Source organism: Candidatus Amarolinea aalborgensis, from assembly GCF_900491745.1.
Lineage (GTDB): Bacteria > Chloroflexota > Anaerolineae > SSC4 > Amarolineaceae > Amarolinea > Amarolinea aalborgensis.
The window spans coordinates 1-19,364 of sequence record NZ_UETR01000042.1; the positions used below are offsets into that span (position 1 = coordinate 1).

At 62.0% G+C, this 19,364-nt stretch carries 6 protein-coding genes; all 6 read left to right on the plus strand.

Annotated features, from left to right (window positions below; all coding sequences use genetic code 11):
* Positions 1-3,891: fibronectin type III domain-containing protein (locus tag ACPQ6D_RS21525; RefSeq protein WP_423226408.1), on the plus strand; the 3,891-nt coding region annotated here is incomplete at its 5' end.
* A 182-nt stretch (positions 3,892-4,073) separates the two neighbouring features.
* Positions 4,074-4,976 (plus strand): hypothetical protein, encoded by a 903-nt coding sequence (locus ACPQ6D_RS21530; RefSeq protein ID WP_423226409.1) that lies wholly within the window; start codon positions 4,074-4,076, stop codon positions 4,974-4,976.
* Between the two features lie 60 nt (positions 4,977-5,036).
* The gene (locus ACPQ6D_RS21535) at positions 5,037-14,429 is read left to right on the plus strand and encodes a CARDB domain-containing protein (protein ID WP_423226410.1); all 9,393 of its coding nucleotides are present in this window, start codon (positions 5,037-5,039) and stop codon (positions 14,427-14,429) included.
* Between the two features lie 233 nt (positions 14,430-14,662).
* Positions 14,663-15,868 (plus strand): hypothetical protein, encoded by a 1,206-nt coding sequence (locus tag ACPQ6D_RS21540; protein WP_423226411.1) that lies wholly within the window; start codon positions 14,663-14,665, stop codon positions 15,866-15,868.
* 351 nt (positions 15,869-16,219) lie between these two features.
* Entirely contained in the window at positions 16,220-17,920 is a 1,701-nt protein-coding gene (locus ACPQ6D_RS21545) for a CBS domain-containing protein (RefSeq protein WP_423226412.1), read from the plus strand.
* A 121-nt stretch (positions 17,921-18,041) separates the two neighbouring features.
* Positions 18,042-19,262 (plus strand): hypothetical protein, encoded by a 1,221-nt coding sequence (locus ACPQ6D_RS21550; RefSeq protein ID WP_423226413.1) that lies wholly within the window; start codon positions 18,042-18,044, stop codon positions 19,260-19,262.
* Positions 19,263-19,364 lie beyond the last annotated feature (102 nt).

Consider the following 19,364-nt stretch of genomic DNA (forward strand, 5'->3'; position numbering starts at 1 on the left):
ATCTACACCCAGATCGTGGGTATCGGCGGTACACAAATCCTCAACGTCACTGGAACGGGACGCTATGTCAGGATGTACGGTACTGCCCGGCAAACCTCAGGCTGGGGCTATGCTCTGTGGGAATTCGAAGTTTACGACCACATGGTGGCGACCTCATCACCCACGCCTACACCTTTGCCTGTCATCACACCACCAGCCGGTCAGTGGACTGAAGTGGGGGCTGGTTCTGCCAGCAACGGGGGGATCAGCAACAACAGCGGGGTTTCTCGTTTGCCGAGCCTGGCTCTCAGCTCGGGCGGCGCCCCCTATGTCGCCTGGCAAGATCAGACGGCCGGCAACTGGGAAGTCTACGGCCGTTGGTTTGATGGCGAGACCTGGCAGGAAATCGGCGCCGGGGCAGCCAGCGGCGGCGGCATCAGCAACAACAGCGGTGGATCAGGCGAGCGTCCGCCGAGCCTGGCCCTGGACGCCTCGAACACGCCCTACGTGGCTTGGGACGACACAACAGCTGGCAATTTCGAGGTATACGGACGGCAGTTTGACGGGACCGGTTGGGTCGAAATGGGCGCTGGGTCAGCCACTGGCGGCGGGATCAGCAACCATCCCGCGCGCTCCTGGGCGCCCAGCCTGGCGGTCAGCCATGCCGGCGTTCCTCACGTGGCCTGGACCGATGATCGCTCCGGCATAGACCTTATTTACGAGAAGGCCTTCGACAGCGGCACTGGAACGTGGACCGGGGGCGTAGCCTCCGGTTGCGGCGGCAACGGGATGTTGGCCTTCGATCCATGGGACACGCTCTACCTGGTGAGCCGTGATTGCTGGAATAGTATCTGGCTGGTCCAGTTTGACGGCGATCATTGGACGGCCCTGGGCGGCGCTGCGAATGGAAGCCCACCAGGCTCAACTGCCGGTGAACAGGCAGTAGCCATTGACTCTGCAGGTACGCCCTACATCGCCTGGGTCCAGCAAGACAACGGCAACTGGGAAGTCTACGTCAAACGGCTTGCTCCAACCGGCTGGGCCGAAGTGGGCGTCGGCTCGGCCACCGGCGGCGGCATCAGTAACAGCGGCGCCTCCTCGCGCAAGCCGAGCCTGGCCATCGATCCCGCAGGTTACCCCTTCCTGGCCTGGGAAGACGGCGACCGCATCTACGTCAAACGGTTCGACGGTATAAACTGGGTCGAAGTCAGCCCCGGATCGGCCAGCAGCGATGGACTTGGCCTCGGCAATGCGCCCAGCCTGGGCATAAATACGCTTGGGCAGCCCTACGTGGCATGGGGCAGTCCAACCGGTGAAATTTTCGTCAAGCGTTGGATTGCCACAGGGAGCGCCACCGCCACACCAACCGTGATGCCGGCGGCCACGGTGACGCCAACCGCAACGCCTGCCCCCGCCCTGCTCATCTACAGCGATCACTGGCAAGTGCGCTACCGCGACAGCGCCCCCGGCGGCACGGCCTGGCAGCAGACGGACTACGACGACAGCGATTGGGGCTATCCGGCAAAAGGCAACGGCGTTGCGTTGCCCGAGTCTATCTGGTCGCCTACCAATTTCGTGCCCGCTCCGCCACAGATCTGGTACGGCCGCCAATCCTTTGTGTTGACTTCCCTACCGAGCACGGCGCAGTTTGACACGGTGTCCGCCAACGACGACGTGATCATCTGGTTGAATGGAACACAGGTTTACTACGACTGGAACAATTGGTCGAATGGGGCAAACAACATCTCGGTCAACCCCGATTTGCTGCAATTGGGTACAAACGTGTTGGCTTTACAGGCGCGCAACGCCATCGGCAACAACGGATGGAACGACGTCGGCCTGCAATATGCACTCCGCCTGATCAACGGCGCCGGCGCGACGGTGACTCCTGCGCCAACGCAGACCCCCTACCTGTCGCCGACGCCAACCGCTACCGCAACCGCCGTAGCCACACCGACGCCAACCGCTACCGCAACCGCCGTAGCCACGCCGACAAACACCCCCACCGCGACGAATACTCCTACGGCCACGCCGACAAACACCCCCACCGCGACGAATACTCCTACGGCCACGCTGACAAACACCCCCACCGTAACACCCACAGGCACGCCAACCGTTCTGTCTACGGCGACGCCTAGCGCAACGCCGACACCCAACCAGGTTACGATCTCTGCAAGGCGCGTGACGAATCTCAATGCTCGGAGCTTCACCGTCTCTTGGGTCACGAACCTGCCTGTCACGGGTCAGGTGCGCTTTGGCACAGACTCCGCCAACCTGAACCGATTGGCAAACGACGCGCGTGGCGCCGCGACCGTTGACGATATACATTATGTGGTTTTATCAGGCCTCACCCCGGACACCACCTACCTATTCGATCTGCTCTCTGGTGACTCCGTCAATGACAACGGGGGCATCCACTATACCGTAACCACCGGCCCGGAGCTTGCGCCGCCGGCCTCCGACACGGTCTTCGGACAGGTTTTCAAACAGGACGGCACAACCTTCGCCGGGGGCGCCATCGTGTACGTGAGCGTGCGCGACAATGACGCCCAGGGCGCGGTTGGCCAGTCAAGCTGGCTGTCTGGCCTGGTGTCGGAGAGCGACGGTTACTGGTTCCTGAATCTGGCCGAAGCGCGCACCCTCGACGGCGCGGCCTACTTCACCTATTCTGCGTCTGGGGATCGCACGGTGATTGAGGTCGAGGGCGCCGCCGACTGCGAGGCCGACCTGATCGTAGACACCGCCGACGATAGCCCTGTGGCGAACCTCAGACTATCGTGTCTCCAACAGGCGACCCTCACGTTTAGCCCGGGCTGGAACCTGCTGGCGTTGCCGCTCAATCCGGTCAGCGCTTACACGGCTCAGTCGTTGTTGGACGCCATCAATGGCCAAGGCGGCAGTTGCAGTGAAATTGACCGCTGGTACAACGGGGGTTGGTCGGCGCATATCAACGGCTTGCCCTTCAACAACTTCACGGTCGAGCCTGGCAAGGCTTACTTTCTCAAGTGCGCCGCGACCAGTCAATGGACACTGGTAGGTCATGCGTCCGTGACCGGCGTTCTGGTGCCGCTGCAACCTGGATGGATTCTGATGGGAGTCCCCTATCCTGCGTCTGGCTACTACGCTCAGTCATTGCTGGACGCCATCGCAGCCCAGGGCGGCTTGTGCGGTGAGATTGACCGCTGGTATAACGGTGGATGGTCAGCCCACATCAACGGTCTGCCGTTCAACAACTTCGCCATTGGACCAGTCTCAGGTTACTTCGTCAAATGCAGCCGGTCCAGCACCTTCGTGCCTGGCCCCGTTGCCGTGATCAATGCGTTGCCAGATCAGTCCCCGCCGGCCAAGATAGCGCCTCTGTCCCCGGCGCCAAATCCCAAGATCGGCAAGGTGCTCGCAACCAACCGCCGCGATGTGGCGCTGACGATCACGTGGCGCACCGACCAACCCAGCGACGGCTGGGTGGAATACGGCGCCACGCCCAAGCTAGGCCGGATTGCCTATGACGACCGCGGCGAGAAGGTAGTCTCTGCGGTGCATCAAGCGACACTGACAGGGCTCTCGCCCGAAACGACCATGTACTACCGCCTGCACTCCGCTAACAGCATTGCCGACAATGGCGGCAAGCCTTACGAGACGGCCACCCTGGCCAGCATCGCACCTGGTGCGCCGGTCACGGTCTACGGACAGGTGACTGCGCCGGATGGCGCGTCGGCGGTGGGGGCCGTGGTGTTCGGCTGGCTGATAAACGCCCCAGACAACCGATCAGAGCCGCTGTCGGCGCTGGTTGACGGCTGGGGCTACTGGGTGCTCAGCCTGCCGGAGGTCGCCTGCGAACAAGCCAAGCTGCACTTGGAGATCGTCGAGCCTAGCGGCAAGACCATCGAACTGGATCGCCCGGCTTGTCAGTGACCATGAGGCAGCTGAACAAACTGCCCAACCTCACCTCCCTGCGTTTGCCCTGCGACGCCGGGAGGGTGGGAAGCAACCAGCATCCGACAGGATGACATAGACAAGCGTCACCGGCCTCCCATGATATAATAGAGGCAGTACAGGTATGACAGAAGCGCCCGCCAGCATCGAGGAGATTCAACGTGAGTCAGATGAATCGCCGGTCCATCAAAAGAGGCCTGGCTGTCAGCAGCGGTTTGCTCCTGGCGCTGATTGCGCTCGTCGCCAGCGCCGCCTCGCCGCAAACGGCCATCATGGGCATCACCGTCGGCAGCGTCAACGACGCCAGCTTCAAGGTGTGGTGGGTGACGGATACCGTCACCGATGGACGCATACGGTGGGGCGCCACGCCGGCCCTGGGCCACATCGCCGAGGATGTACGCGGGAGCAGCACACAGACCGACGTGCATTTCGTGACTGTGTCCGGCCTCAGCCCTACGACGACCTACTACTTCGACGTCGAGTCCGGCGGTGCAGTCGTCAACAACGGGGGTGCACACTCCACCCTGACCACGGGGCCGATTCTGGGGATCCCCGGCCCCGAAGCGGCGTACGGGCGGATCATGCTCAGCAACGGTACGGCCGGGAAGGTAGGCGCCGCGCTGCTGGTCAGCCTGCAGGATGCGGATGGTCAGGGCAGCCCGGGAACCTCCGCGCCCATGGCCGCGCTCAGCGAAGGCGACGGCTGGTGGTTCGTTGACCTGGGTGGTGCGCGCACGGTGAACCTCAATGGCTCGTTCGAGCACTCGCTCAGCGGCGACCGGCTGGTGCTTTTCGCTGAGGGCGGCGCCGATGGCCAGGATTACCTCAACGCGGGGCCTGGCATTTCCGTACCGCTGCCGAACCTGGTCCTGCAAGCCTGTCCGTGGGACCTGGACTCAGACAACCAGGTTGCGGCCAGCGACCTGACCGTGGCGGCCAGGGCGTGGGACAAGACCAGCGGTCAGGCTGGCTACAACGCGCTGGCCGATTTCGATAGCAGTGGACGCGTGGGAACCAACGACATCATGGTTATCGCTGCGCACTGGAACCAGACCTGTCCATGATCTTTCGACGTCAGCGGGTACGCTACCGCGCCGTCGCCCTGTTCGAAAAAGAGGTGTGTGATGAAACCGCAGAATTCCCTTTACCGACTCTTGACCGCCCTGTTCATCCTGGCGTTGGTGATGCCTGGGGTGCAGGCAGCACCTGTGCCCGTTACCGCGGCAGGCCCAAGCGCGCACCGTTGGCAGCAGCCGACCGGCCCAGACTCCGGCCTCTATCGCACCCAGGTCACCTTACGCAATCCCAACGACAGAAAGCGGCTGGATGCGGAAGCAATTGTCGTACTCAGCGAGACGCCAGACGCAGCCCTGGTCCTGGCTGACGACCAGCAACTTGAGACCCTGGCGCGACTGAGACTACAGCCAGCCGACACAGGCGAAGTTGGCGGGCTTTTACGCGTCCAGGGGCCAGAGAAGGCCTGGCTCGCGGCCAGCCTGGCGCCGTTGGTGGCACAAGGCATGGCGTTGCAGGTCCTGGTGACCGGCAAAACCGCTTCGACGGAGGCCGTTGCCGGCGCGCGTGCGGCCCTGCGCACAACCCTGCAGGCGCTGACATCTGAGCAGCGCGCCGGCCTGGCTGCTGCGTCCAGCGACGATGAAGACGGCGACGGGCTGACCAATACGCAGGAAGCCTGGTGGTGCACCGATTCGTTGAACCCCGACACTGACAACGATGGCCGGAGCGATGGAACCGAGATCCAGGCACTCAAGGACTGGATGGGGAACTGGCGCGCGGGTCCGCCCGGCGAGACCCCCTGGCCGAGCTGGCCGTTCAACTCAACCACATGTCCTGACAAAGATCACGATTCGATCCCTAACCTGGCCGAGCGCTGGGAGTTGGGTCTGGATATGGACATGGAAAGTACGGATCGCGATCGATACGACGACGGTCAGGAGGTCTTTGGAACGACCTATTGCCCGGGGAGCGGCAACGCCTGTGGCTACGGACAACTTCCATCTGCGAACCATGACGGCATTCTGCTGTTTCCTCACATGCCCTCTTGGGTGAAAGCGCCTGGAAATCACCCACTCGTTGCTGCTCTGCCGCGCCTTGCCTTCTCCATTGTGCCGGCTGCGAATGGTTCCGAGTTCACCCTCCAGACGGCCACGGTTGTTACGACCGATCAGCGCCACGAACAAGGTGAAACCAGGTCATACAGTACCACGAAGACGGACGGCACGAGTACAAGTGACTCTGAGACGGAGACCTGGGAGAACTGGCAGGAATACTCCAAGACGACGGAAGCCACAGGCCGCGCTCCGGATGACACAATCATCAACTCGACCGAGCAACGCCTGCAAGTGACCAATGTCCACATGAAGAGCGTCACCAACAATTCGACTAATGTCAAGATCAAGAATACCTTCAATCAGGGCGGGGGTTCCGGCCTTGGCAGCGAACTCAGCGCTCCAGTCACAGGTTTCATCGTGGACGAAGCGTGTGCAGAGCTTGGTTGCCGCAAGTATGTTGGCTCAGGAATCCGTGCTGGTGTGCGAACCTTTGCACAAGTAGTCCAAGGCACATTGTTGGGCACATCAGACGCCATCCAAAACGAATTTCGGGCCAACAATTGTGATCCGACAAGCTTCAACCTGGGTCAAATCTTGTGCCGTGTGAAATCAGCAGGAACGCTGTGGAAGAAGAACTATGATCAGGGACTTGCGGCTGCCACAGCAGCTGAACAAGAGGCACGAGGGGTTCTTGGCGGAAACTATCTCCAGACAGGACCGTCAACACTCGATATTAGTCGTGTCTTTCCCATCACTTTCCCCGAGCCTCGTTTCATTCCTACTGAGACAAATACGACTGGTTCATCAACGGGCGGCGCTCGGACGACTACCCAAACTACTTACCAGGAGCATTCCGTAACCGAGGGATCGACGCACCAGTTTGGACAGTCGTGGGGAACAGCGACTGCCGAGAATAGTGTGCATGCGGCTGACCTCTGGTTTGCCTACAAGATCAGTAACATCGGCAACGACTACGCCCGCGTCATCTGTAATCTTGCCATCAACATCTACATTGGAGATCCCGATCGGCCTGCTGCCACCTACTTCCCAGGGAACGATTTGGGCGGCAACGGCTGCTTCAGCAACTTTCAGCCCGGAGAGTCCCACACCTATTCCTTTCCCAGTCAGAGTAGGATTGCGCTTACATTGGATCAGATGGCCGCCATTGATCAGGGCGAGGCAGTCCGGTTTGTCATCGAAGACTATTCTCTGGGGCAAGATGACTACTATGCTGACGACGCCGTGGGAGACAATGTACAGGTCGCAATTGAAGATGGCATCGCCGACGGCGACGAGGATATCGACAACTATCTGATCCCTACCTGGGACGACGAAACAGTGCTCGATATCCTGGCCCGTTACTTTCCCCACACCACCGACGCCAACGGTATGATGGTCGCCATCTGGACACCCGAATACCGTCCTGACACTCCCGGTTGGTGTGACGAGCCGCAGGTGGTCGGCACGGGTAGCCAACGCACCCTATGGTGTAAACACGCCCTCTCTACCGCTGATTGGTGGAACGTCTATACAAACGGCATGGGCGATGGCAGCGAGGGCTTCCAGGACACGCCAGCCTCCCCCGGCTCGGCGGCCTTGTTCCGCTTCAACCAGGACAGCGACTTGGACGGCTACAGCGACCGCTCCGAGGAACGCTTGGGCACCGATCCCAGCGACCCTGCCGACATCCCCCAGCCGGAGTTGCTGGCTGGCGTCCACAGCACCCGCACCGGCAACCACGTCGTTTCAACGCTCTCTCTTCTCAACACCGGCCTCTACGACGCCTACGGCGTCGAGGCAGTGATGATTGCGCCCAATAACACCATCACGGTGACCAACAACACTGTCGGCGGTTCGGGCCGCGTGCGCGCCCAGAATCAAGTGATCGTCGGCAGCCGCATTCTGCCGCAAAGCCCGCTGCCCCAGGCCTGGCAGGGATCGAGCCATGCCAAGCCCGCCATCGGAGGTTATTACGCCGGCACAGTGGACCGTACTTACACCTTTACCGTCCAGTGTTCTAACCCTGGCGGGTGCAGCGTCGGCAACGCCACCTGGACCCTGGCCTGGAATGACGGCGCAGGCGCCGCCGGCAGCCTCAACTTTGGCGCAGGCTATGCCTCACCCACTCTCCTGAGCGTAGGCGCATTGGGTGTCAAGTTGGGGTTACTCACGGGCACGGTTGCTAACGGGGAGAGCTTCACCGTTCAAGCTAACACCCCGCGCGACACGTTCCAGTACGATATCCTGCAGGAGCCGTACACGCCACCCGTCGTGTTGGTCTCGTACAACGATCCCCAGGGAAATCACCGTCTGGTCGTCCCGCCGGCCGCCATGGCTTTGAGCACACCATCGGCGGACTTGCTACCTTTCAGCGGCCAGATGTTGCCCGACCCTGGCGTGGAGATTGTCACCACTGGCGCATTCGCTGCCGGCGCCAACACAACGAATCTACAGGTTGTCAACCCCACCGAGACGACCTTGACCGACGCGCACTTGTTCCTGGAGTTCGTCAACATCAGCGGCACGGTCGCCAGCGAGGTGGCAACCACCGTTTCATCCCTGCCGCCCGGTCCGAGCGTGGTGCCGGTGGCGTGGGATACGGCAAACTTCGACCCGCCGTACGAGCTGAACGAGGACTACATCGTCACCGCCTTTTGGACCGACTACGCCGGCAACATCCTTGACACCGGCGCGCGGCCGCTTTCCAGCTTCCAGGCCGACCCCAAACCGACGTTTGCCATGGCAACCGCCGACGAGACGTGGGACTTCGGTACAGCCCAGCAGGGCACAGTCATGAGGCGCAGTTTCACTGTAGCCAACACTGGCCTGCGTGACCTGCTGACCTACGTCAGCGCGCCAGCCGGCCTGAGCCTGTCGCAGCTCGGCAGCCGGCATGTGGCGCCAGGCGATACGACAACCTATGAAATCACCCTAAACACCGCTGATCTGGCGGTCGGTCCTTTCGACGGCTCGATTACCATCCGCACCAGCGACCCGGCCAACCCAACGCGCACCGTGCACATGTTCGGTACGGTCACCGCCGCACCAGCAGATACTCCGGTTGGCGCCGTGCAGCGGCCACTAGACTGGCCGGCAACTGTCTCCGGAACCCAGGGCCAGTGGGTGGAGTTCACGCACACGTTGGGACTGGAACCGCAGACGCTGCATCCTGTCAAGGTGTACAGCCAGGACTATACCTCGCTGAAGGGGGTCGGCAAGTACGCGACGGCGTTCGGCAGTAGTGGTACGGCTTCCTATGATATGTTCGGCGATGGCCGCGATGGGGTTATGCCTTCCAGTGGCAACCTGGACAACAACAACGGAGTCGGTGTCGGTATTGTCAACAGCGGGAGCGCCGGGACCTATTCCGTCAATGTAACTGATGCCTATGCGGGCTCGCGCATTAATCCTGGCGATGCCGTGCTTATTCACCAAACGCAGGGGACTGGCGCCGGTTGTTGGGAGTTGAACAAGGCCGTCTCGGATTACACTGGTGGAACAGCGGCCATTCAGTTGGCAAAACCATTGCAGTGCAACTACGCCAGCGGCGGCAACAACCATGCGCAGATCCAACGCGTGCCGCAGTACACGGACTGCTCGGTCAGCGGGACAGTAACGCCTTTGTCGGGATGGAATGGGTTGTGGGGTGGCATCTTGGCAGTAATGTGCCAAGGCACCATGAATTTGATGGGTAGCATTAGTGCTTCGGGCATGGGATTCCGAGGTGGTATGCGTGGACTCATGTCTAGTGATGAGACAATGGGAAATGGAGCAGATGGTGAAGGTTTCCCAAGAGCTTCAGCACGAATAGCCAATAATCGGCAGCCCAACGGGAACGGTGGGGGCCCTGGCGACTTCTGGCCGAGTGGTCTTCCTTGGAGTTGTGGTGATGGCGGAGCTGGAGGAGCAGGTGGTGGAAATGGAACCAACGGCGAAAATGGCGGCGACATTCCAAATTATGGGGGTGGAGGCATTGGCGGTGGAACAGCTGGTACCCTGGAACTCACGAACATGGCATTGGGTGGAGGTGGCGGTGGCGGCGCCAGTGGTGGGCGCAACGGTTGTGGTTCCGATGGCTTTGATGGTGCAAATGGTGGCGGTGCGATCGTCCTGTTGGCACGCCAGTTCAACATCCAAGGAACAGTTGTGTCGAGCGGTAATCAGGGTTCAGGATCGTCGAGTGGCAACGCATGGGATGAGGCCGCCGGAGGCTCCGGTTCTGGAGGAAGCATTCTACTCAGGAGCGAATCAATCGCTATGGGGACGAACCGAATCAACGCCCTCGGTGGGCCAAGAGTGGTTAAGAGCAATGGCGCACCCAACTACGGTGGTGCCGGCGGCGTCGGCCGCATTCGCATTGAATACTGTGAATCCATGTCTGGTTCTACGAACCCGCCGGCGAGCAACCAAAAGCTCGACTGTTACATCGCCGAGCAAATCGAATCCGCGCCCTACACCGCCACCCGTCTCAACCTACCCGAAACCGGCACCCACATCTACCAGGTGCAGTACGGCCGCAAGCTCAACTACACCGGCGCGGCCAGCCAGGTCACTTCGCTGCGCGTGCCGGCTGGCGCCTTCACCTCGGTCACGCTGCAGGCTCTGGTCAGCGACCTGTCCAGCAATGCCTCGTTTGCCCTCGACGTGGGCAACACCGGCAGCGATTCCTGGAACGGCACGGTGAGCAACGGCAGTGAGAATACCAGCCCCAACCTGGCGGCCTTCTTCAATGCTTATTGGGCCAGTCATGGCGCGCCTATTACGGGCTACATTGATGTGCCCATCCGCGTTTACCTCGATCGTGCCGGCCAGGTGCTCTTGACCAATCTGCAGGTTACGCCCACCGGCAGCAAGGTGCGCGCCATCCGCCTGCCCGTGCGGCCGCAAGGGTACAGCAGCGTCACGGCCAGCTTCACGGTGAGCGGCGGGTCTGGTCCGCTGGCGGTGGGCGTGGACGTGGGAGCAAACGGCTCGGTTGATTGGACGTACATCGGGTCACCGGCCTATCCGGCCAGCCTGACGACCGGCAACCTGGCAACGGTGGTAAACGCCTATCTCTCCGGTCGCAGCGGTGAGGTGGACGTGCCGATCCGCATTTACTTGGCGCCATTCGCCACCCTGAATCTGACTGGCTTCAGTGCCACGCCGGTCGGCCAAACCGATGCGCTCGTGGGCACTGGCGACCTGGCTTTCAGCGCAACGACCCCCATGGAGACCGACCCGGTCACGGTCACCGCGACGCTGCACAACCCCGGCACGCTCGATACGGGCGGATTGACCGCAGCCTTCTACGCAACCATGGCCGGCTGGGGCGAGACCTTGATCGGTTCGGCCTACGTTTCCAATGTGCCCGCCAGCGGCACGGCCACGGCCACTATCCCGTGGAACACGACCGGTTTCACGGGCACCGTGCCGGTGCGCATCGTGCTGGATCCCTTCAACCGCGTGGTCGAAAGCAACGAAACCAACAACGAGGCCACCGCCAGCCTGACCATCCTCACCCGCCCCGACCTGTTTGCGCAAAGCATCACCCTCTCCGACGACGAGCCGGTGGCGGGCGAGACCGTGCCGATCAGCCTGGCGCTGCGCAATCGCGGGCAGACGGCGGCCGCGGAGGCGACGGTGGCGATCTACGACGGCAACCCGGCAGGCGGCGGCGCGCTGATCTGCCAGCAGCCCGTGGCCCTGGGCGCAGGCGGGCAGACCACAGTGACCTGCCCATGGACGCCCGGCGCGCCTGGCGCGATGCGGCTGTTTGCCCTCGTTGATCGCGACGACGCGGTTCACGAGTACGACGAAGGCAATAACCAGTTGTGGCGCGATGTATACGTGGGCTTCGCCGGGCCGCTGCTGCTTGACAGCGGCAACGGGCCGGCCGATCCTGCCTACGATCCAGCGATGGGTTACGGCGTCGTTGACGAAGGCCAGCCCGATGTGATGGCAATCTGCGGCGCGGGCGCGGTGCCTGAGGAAACCCTGCGCCGCGATCCCGACGGCCGGGTGGTCTATCGTTTCGATCACCTGCTGCCCGGCCATTTCTATCACCTGGACACCACCCTCTACGAGTGCGACGGCGCACAGCGCCAGGAGAGCCTTCGCGTCGATGGCAACCTGATCGCCGGCCCCGCCAACCTGGGCGACGGCCAGCCTCATCACTTCTCGCTGCACCTGGATCCGGCCCTCTACGCCAACCGCACCATCAGCGTTAGCGTCGAGGCCCCCGGTATCAACGGCGCGATCGTCAACCAGGTCAATCTGCATGATGTGGACTACCGCTACGCCGACGCTGGCGCAGCTGGCGACTTGCCCTACTCGGCAGCGCGCGGCTATGGCTGGCTCGACGGCGTAGCCAACGTTTCCTGGGGCCGGCTGCCCTACCAGAGCGTGCGCGTCGACCAGACCGACAACACGGTGCGCTATCAATTCGACCATCTGCCGGCCGGCCGGCGCTACCAGGTCAACCTGACGCTCTACCAGGGCGACGCGACCAACGTCACCGAAGAGGTGCTGCTCGACGGCCTGTCTACAGGTGTGATCGTCAACCTCAGCGACCGCCAGCCGCACTACCTCGTGCTGGACGTGCCCGTGGAGCACTATCGGACCGACGGCAGCCTGGTGGTGTCGGTCCGGCGCACTAACGGCAACGGCGCCTTCGTCAACGAGATCAGCCTGGAGCAGAAGACGCTGCTGACCCTGCCGGCCATCACGGATGTACTGATCAGCAACGTTTCCAATACCAGTGCGACCCTCTCTTGGCTCACCGACAAGGCCGCCAGCGGCGAGGTGCACTTCGGCGCTTCGTCTAGCCTGGGCCGGATCGCTCACGACGACCGTGGGGTGGCCACCTCCAGCCGGACGCATCATGTGGCGCTGTCCAGCCTGGCGCCCTTGACGACGTACTTCTTCTACGTGACCTCGGCCGATGCCGTGGACGACAATAGCGGCGCCCTGTACCAGCTCACCACCGGCCCCACACTTTCCCCGCCGACACCCGACTTGATCTACGGTCAGGTTTTCTTGCCCGACGGCGTCACGCCGGCGGCCGGCGCGCTGGTTTACATCACCCTGCGCGATGCGAACGGCCAGGGCAGCCCGGGCGATGCCGCGCTGTTGTCCGACGTCATCCAGACCGGCGACGACGGCTACTGGAATGTCAACCTGGGCAATGCCCGCACCACCGACCTGACGCAATCCTTCCAATATAGCCCGGCCGGCGACCAGGTGCGCCTCGTCGCCACGGATGGCAGCGGCTGTGAGGCCGAGCAGGTGGTGGACACGGCGAACGACACCTCGGCGTTGCCCATGACCCTAACTTGCCCCACTCAGGTGACGCACAACCTGGCCATCGGTTGGAACCTGTTGGGCCTGAACGTGCTCGCCGATCCGATGCCGCTGGCCGAGGAGGCGTTGGACGACATCGAGGCGCAGGGCGGCAACGCTTCGGAAATAGACCGCTGGCTCAACGGCGGCTGGAATTCGCACATCCACAACCTGCCTTTCAACAACTACCCACTTGAGCTTGGTAAAGGCTACTTTGTCAAGAGCGCCGCTGTTTACGCCTGGCAGCGCAGCGGCCGGCCGCCGTCCAACCCCCTGCTGATGGCATTGACGCCGGGGTGGAACCTGATTGGGCTGCCCAGGCTGCCTGGGTCGCTGAATGCCGAGCAGCTCCTGGATGGCATCGAGGCTCAGGGCGGCAATTGCTCGGAGATTGATCGCTGGCTTAATGGCGGCTGGAACGGGCATATTCACAATCTGCCCTTCAACAACTTCACCCTGCGCACCGATGAGGGCTATTTCGCCAAGTGCAGCCAGGCCAGCACGTACATTCCGTCGCTCCTCGAGCAAGTGGACGCCGACGCATGGCCTGTGCCGGTGGCAATGGCGGCGCTGGAGCCGGTTGCCAACCCGATCATTGGCGATGTGCTGGTGACCAACCGCCGCGACGTGGCGCTCACGGTCACGTGGCGCACCGATCAGCCCAGCGACGGCTGGGTGGAGTACGGAACCACGCCTGATCTAGTCCAGGTGGCCTACGATGACCGGGGCGACAAAGCGATGTCGGCGGTACATTACGTGACGTTGGCCGAACTCCAGCCGGAGACAACAGTCTTCTTCCGAATCCATGCGGGCGATACGGTGTTGAACCAGGGGGGCAAGCCCTTCAAGACAACCACCCTGGCAACTATGGCGCCGGGCGAGCCTGTTACGATCTACGGGCAGGTGATACTAGCAGACAACGCCCCAGCAGCCGGCGCGCTGGTGATTGCCCGGCTGGTCGGCAGCGCCGACACTGAGTCAGAGCCAATGGCGACGGTGGTTGACGGCTGGGGTTACTGGACGCTCAGCGTGCCGGAGGTCGCCTGCGAACAAGCCAAGCTGCACCTGGAGATCGTCGAGCCTACCGGCAAGACCATCGAACTCGATCGGCCGGCTTGTCAGTGATAATGTGTATGGCTCAGCGGACTGGCAAAACCCAACCCGTCCATCGCAGCGTAGCGCAGGCTGGGATGCCCATATCGGCAGGCTGCCGATCAACAACTTCACGATCGCGCCGGACAAAGGCTACTTCGTCAAGTGCAGTCAGTCGAGCACTTTTGTGCCGGACTGATGCCTGGCGACGCATTCTCCCCCTGAGTGCAAGACACGTTTCTATTTCAAGTAGGAGGCACTGAACTATGTATTCGAACCTTTCATCTGCACACTGGAGCCGTTCTCTTTCGAGATTGATTCCAGTCCTGCTGCTGGTCACAGCCCTGCTGGCTACATCAGCATCAGCCGCGCCAGCCATACCCCCCGTCACCCTCGCAAACGTCAAGATCACGGACGTGCGCGAAGGCAACTTTGTTATCAGTTGGACTACCAATATGGCGGTCAATGGCCTGGCGAGATGCTACACCCCCGGCGGCGCCTTGGTGCAGCAGGCGTCTGACCCTGTGACCAGCACCACCACGCACTACGTGACCATCGCTGGTCTTAATCCCATCACCCAGTATCTGTGCGAGGCCGAGTCAGGTGGAATTGTCGCTGATAACGGGGGAGCGCGCTATGCGGTTACGACCGGTCCAGTGCTCACACCTCCAACACCTTCCAGCAATATCGTTTATGGTTTTGTGTACAAGCCCAACGGATCAACCGTGGCAGCTGATGTAATTGTCTATCTGCGGCTGGTCAATGCTGATGGACTTGGAAGTCCAGGTCAATCGCAGTGGGGATCCGCTCGCACAGAGGCGAATGGCGCCTGGTCTTACAATCTGGATAATCTACGCACTGAAGCTCTCTCAGGCTATTTCCAGTACACCCCTGGTGCGGACAGTCTGGAGATCTGGGTTCAGGGAGGCATAGATGGAACTTGGGGAATAAACACCGAGGCGATCTTGCTGATCCCGGCCGTTCTGCCTGCTCAGTTGCCTGATGCGGTGCTGAATGGTGTGCCCCTTGCGGCGACATTGGATAGCTTCTTTGTCACCGCTCGAACAGAGGGCGTTCTCGTTGCCTGGGAAACAGTGAGTGAAGTTGGCAACCTGGGCTTCAACCTCTATCGAGCCTTAGACCCCGCTGGCGCTCAAAACCTACTTGCCTTCATACCCTCCCAGGCTCCTGGCAGCAGCCAGGGGTTTGCCTACGCGTGGCTTGACACGAACGTTGTTGACGGCCAGACTTACTTCTACTGGCTGGAGACTCTCGATGCGGGGGGCGCGAACACGCAGTATGGGCCGGTGAGCATTACCTACCAGGCGCCGACGGCCGTGGAGACGACATCACTCACAGCCCAGCCCATGGATGGTTCGGCCCTCACACCGTGGCTGCTAGCCGTGCTGGCGCTGTTGGGTGGGGCGGCGTATGGCTTGCGTCGCCGGTCCCACCGATCGGTTACCAGGTAACTTGCGCACAGGCCTTCGTTGAAGGCAGCTTAGGTAGGGGCGACTCTGTGTTTGTGTCATCTTACACGGAGTCGCCTGGCTTTGCTTAGTTTCGATACCGTTGGCGCAGTAGCCGGCATAGGCGAGTCGCCAACGGTATTCATATCCAACTCAGCCACTGTGGCTTCGAATTGCATCTCAACGGTCGAGTCGTAAAGACGGGCATGATGCTGTGACATTTGCAAAGAGGATTGGCCTAACAGTTTTCGTGCGGCATCCAATGATACACTCTGATGAGGCAGTCTTGCAGCAAGACACGCCGCCAACATACTTCGCTGCTGATTCAGGCCAGGCTCATTCCAGGAGGGTTCGATGGCATCCTACACATTGGAGCAGGTTTTCGAGGGCCGCCGGGCATTAATCACCGCGCCGGCTACGGCTACAGTCGGCGATGCGCTGAAGTTGATGTTCAGTAACCGCGTGGGCCAACTGCCCGTGGTGACAGCCGACGGCCGCGTGCAGGGCATCATCTCGCAGCAGAGCATCCTCGGCATGTACTTTCACACCGAGGGCCGTGTGGACCTCATGCGCCTTCCCGTGGTTCATTGTCAGGACCCAGCCACCACACTGACGGTGCAGGACGATCTGCTCAAGGCGGCTGACCTCCTGCGCGCACGTGGGGTCTATGCCGTCATCGCCACGGCCGACGACAAACCGGTGGGGATCCTTACCGGCAAGGACATGACCTACTTCTTTCGCTCGTTGTTCGAAGGCACGATGATGGTGGAGCAGATCGAGGTGACGCTGCGCCAGTGCGTGGACGCGGCCTATCCTGACGAGGCGGCGCGCACCCGCGCGCTGCTGGCTGCGTTTGGTCCCAGCCGGCAGAACAAGAGTATCCCCGCTCGCGGCCAAAGCTATCTGAATTTCTCTGACCTCCTGAACCTGATCCGCGACGAGGACAATTGGCCCGTGTTCGAGCCGATGCTCGGGCCCAAGACTATCTTCGAGCCGCTGCTGACTCGTGTGCGCACCGTGCGCGACGAACTGTCGCATTTTCAAGGCCGGCCTGATCCGCTGGAGATGGAGACGCTGCGCCGCGCCGTCTTGTGGCTGACAAATCGGCGCCTCTTACCGTCTGAATCGGCCAAAAAGGCGCAGCCCCCGCTGCTGCCCGATGTCAAACTGCATCCCTTGAGCGAAATTCTAGCCCAGCACAGGCGGCCGCTCTGTATCGAGGCGGGAGCGACCATCGGCGCTGCCTTGCATTTGATGACCGAGAATCGTTTTGGGCAGCTGCCGGTGGTGGATTCTGCCGGCGAACTGATAGGAATGATCTCGCAGCAGTCGCTCCTCAGCCTGTACTTTTTCACCGGGGGCGCGGCGCCGCTGCTTGATCTACCCATCCATCACGCCTTGGAGCCGGCGGCCGTGCTGACGGAAGGGGATGACCTGTTCACCGCGGTTGATCTGCTGACTGCTCCTGGCACGGGCGCGGCCGTGGTCGTCAGGCGCTCCGAGGAGCCATCTGCGGCAAAAACGCCTGGTCAGCCGGTGGGCATCATGACCGGCAAGGACATGACCCATTTTTTTCGCGCGCTCTTTGAAGGCATCATCCTGATTGAACGTATGGAGATCGCGCTGCGAGACTATACCAGCCGGGCTTTTCCCGATGAGGAATCTCTCAATGCCGCGGCGATGGCGGTCTTTGGCCCTGGGCCGAACAAGCCCCATTTGCCCGCGCGCAATCCGTTCCGGCTGACGTTGGGCGACCGTATTCTGCTCATGGTCCATGACGCCAACTGGCCGCGCTTCGAGCCGGTGTTGGGGCCGCGCAGCGTCTTTATGCCTCTCGCACAGTTGGTGCGCCAGGCGCGCAACGAATTGATGCACTTCAGGGGGCAGCTCGGCACCTTGGAGCATGACGGCCTGGTGCGCGCGTACACCTGGCTGATGCAGCGGCCGCCGTGGCCCGACGACGCGGCGCCCGCGACGCCCGCGGCCGCGCCGGCAGCAGGCGCGCTGCCGCTTGGCGAGCAGGCAGAAACGGGCGAGTCTGCCGAGAACAGTTGAGATCGGCCAGCCGGCCCGCGTCACCCATGACTGCATGATTTGGCGACGCCCGCGCTCGATGTTATGATGGCGCGGACAGCCATCGCCCTATGGGCTGTCAGAAGGGAAAACTAAGCCGAAGATGAGCGATGACGACCGCCATCTCTTGAGCCGCCGCCGCTTCCTGATCGGAAGCGCGGCCCTGGCCGGATTGGCGCTGCTCGAATCGTGCCGTCCGCGCGGCGCGCCGCCCCCTACGGCTACCCCAACCAAGACACCCCGCCCAGGAACCGCATCACCCAGGACTGCCACGCCGACGCCGCCAGCGTCGCCCACGGCCACGGGTACACCCGCGCCCACGGCCACCGCGCCCCCCGAACCGCCGACGGCGACGCCGACGCCGCCTCCCACGCCGTTTCCACCAGGCCCGCCATCCAAGCTAGGTCTCTTTGTCACGCGCAATGAGCCGGAGGTCTTTCGGCTGATGGAGACCGGCAATGTGGCGATCATCAAGACCCTGGAGCACGATGTCAATTTCGTCAGCGATCTGAAGAAGCTGTCGCCCAACACCTTGATCATCGGCCGGCCGACATTCCTGGGGCAGGCAGATCTGGACACCATGGATCCAGCCGCCGCCGCCCAACAGTTCGTGGAACGCCTGCTGCCCCTGGCTGCCGATGAGCGCCGCCGCGCCGCGTACACAGCCTGGGAATCTTACAACGAGCCGGTGCCCAATAACCCCGAGCAGATGAAGCGCCTGGCCGATTTCGAGGCGGAGCGCACCCGGCTGCTGGCCGCGCAGGGCATTCGTTCCGTCGTTGGCAATTTTGGCACGGGGCAGCCCCCACTCGAACTGTGGCCCGATTTTCGCCCGGCGCTGGAAGCTGTGAAGACCCACAACGGCTACCTGGGGTTGCACGAATACTCCGCGCCCGACATTTGGTTTGGCACGGGCAAGAATCAGCGCCAACCAACGGCTGATCGCGCGGATGAGGGTTGGCTGACGCTGCGCTATCGCAAGGTCTATCGGAATTACCTGGAACCGGCCGGTCTGGCTGTTCCGCTGCTCATCACCGAATGCGGCGTGGATGGCCTGGTGCAGAATCGGCCTGGCCCGAATGGTCGCGGCTGGCGCGACTTCGTGACCTACTGGGGCCTCGAGCTGGGCATGGGTTTCGACGGCGCTGGCAACTACATCGAGCAGTTGGCCTGGTACGATGAGGAGCTGCGCCTGGATGAATACGTCAAAGGCGCGGCGATCTATGCCCTGGCGACGTCAGGTGGTTGGGAATCGTACGAACTCCTGGGAGACGCTGCGCAGATTCTAAACCAGTATTTGTCGGTGCATCCGCTGCGCGGCTGATCGGCAGTTCCGGCCATGAACCGTCAAGACGCCAAGATTGCACATTTTCATGTGATCTTGGCGTCCTTCGCGTCTTGGCGGTTGGTTTTTGGCCGTGAAATG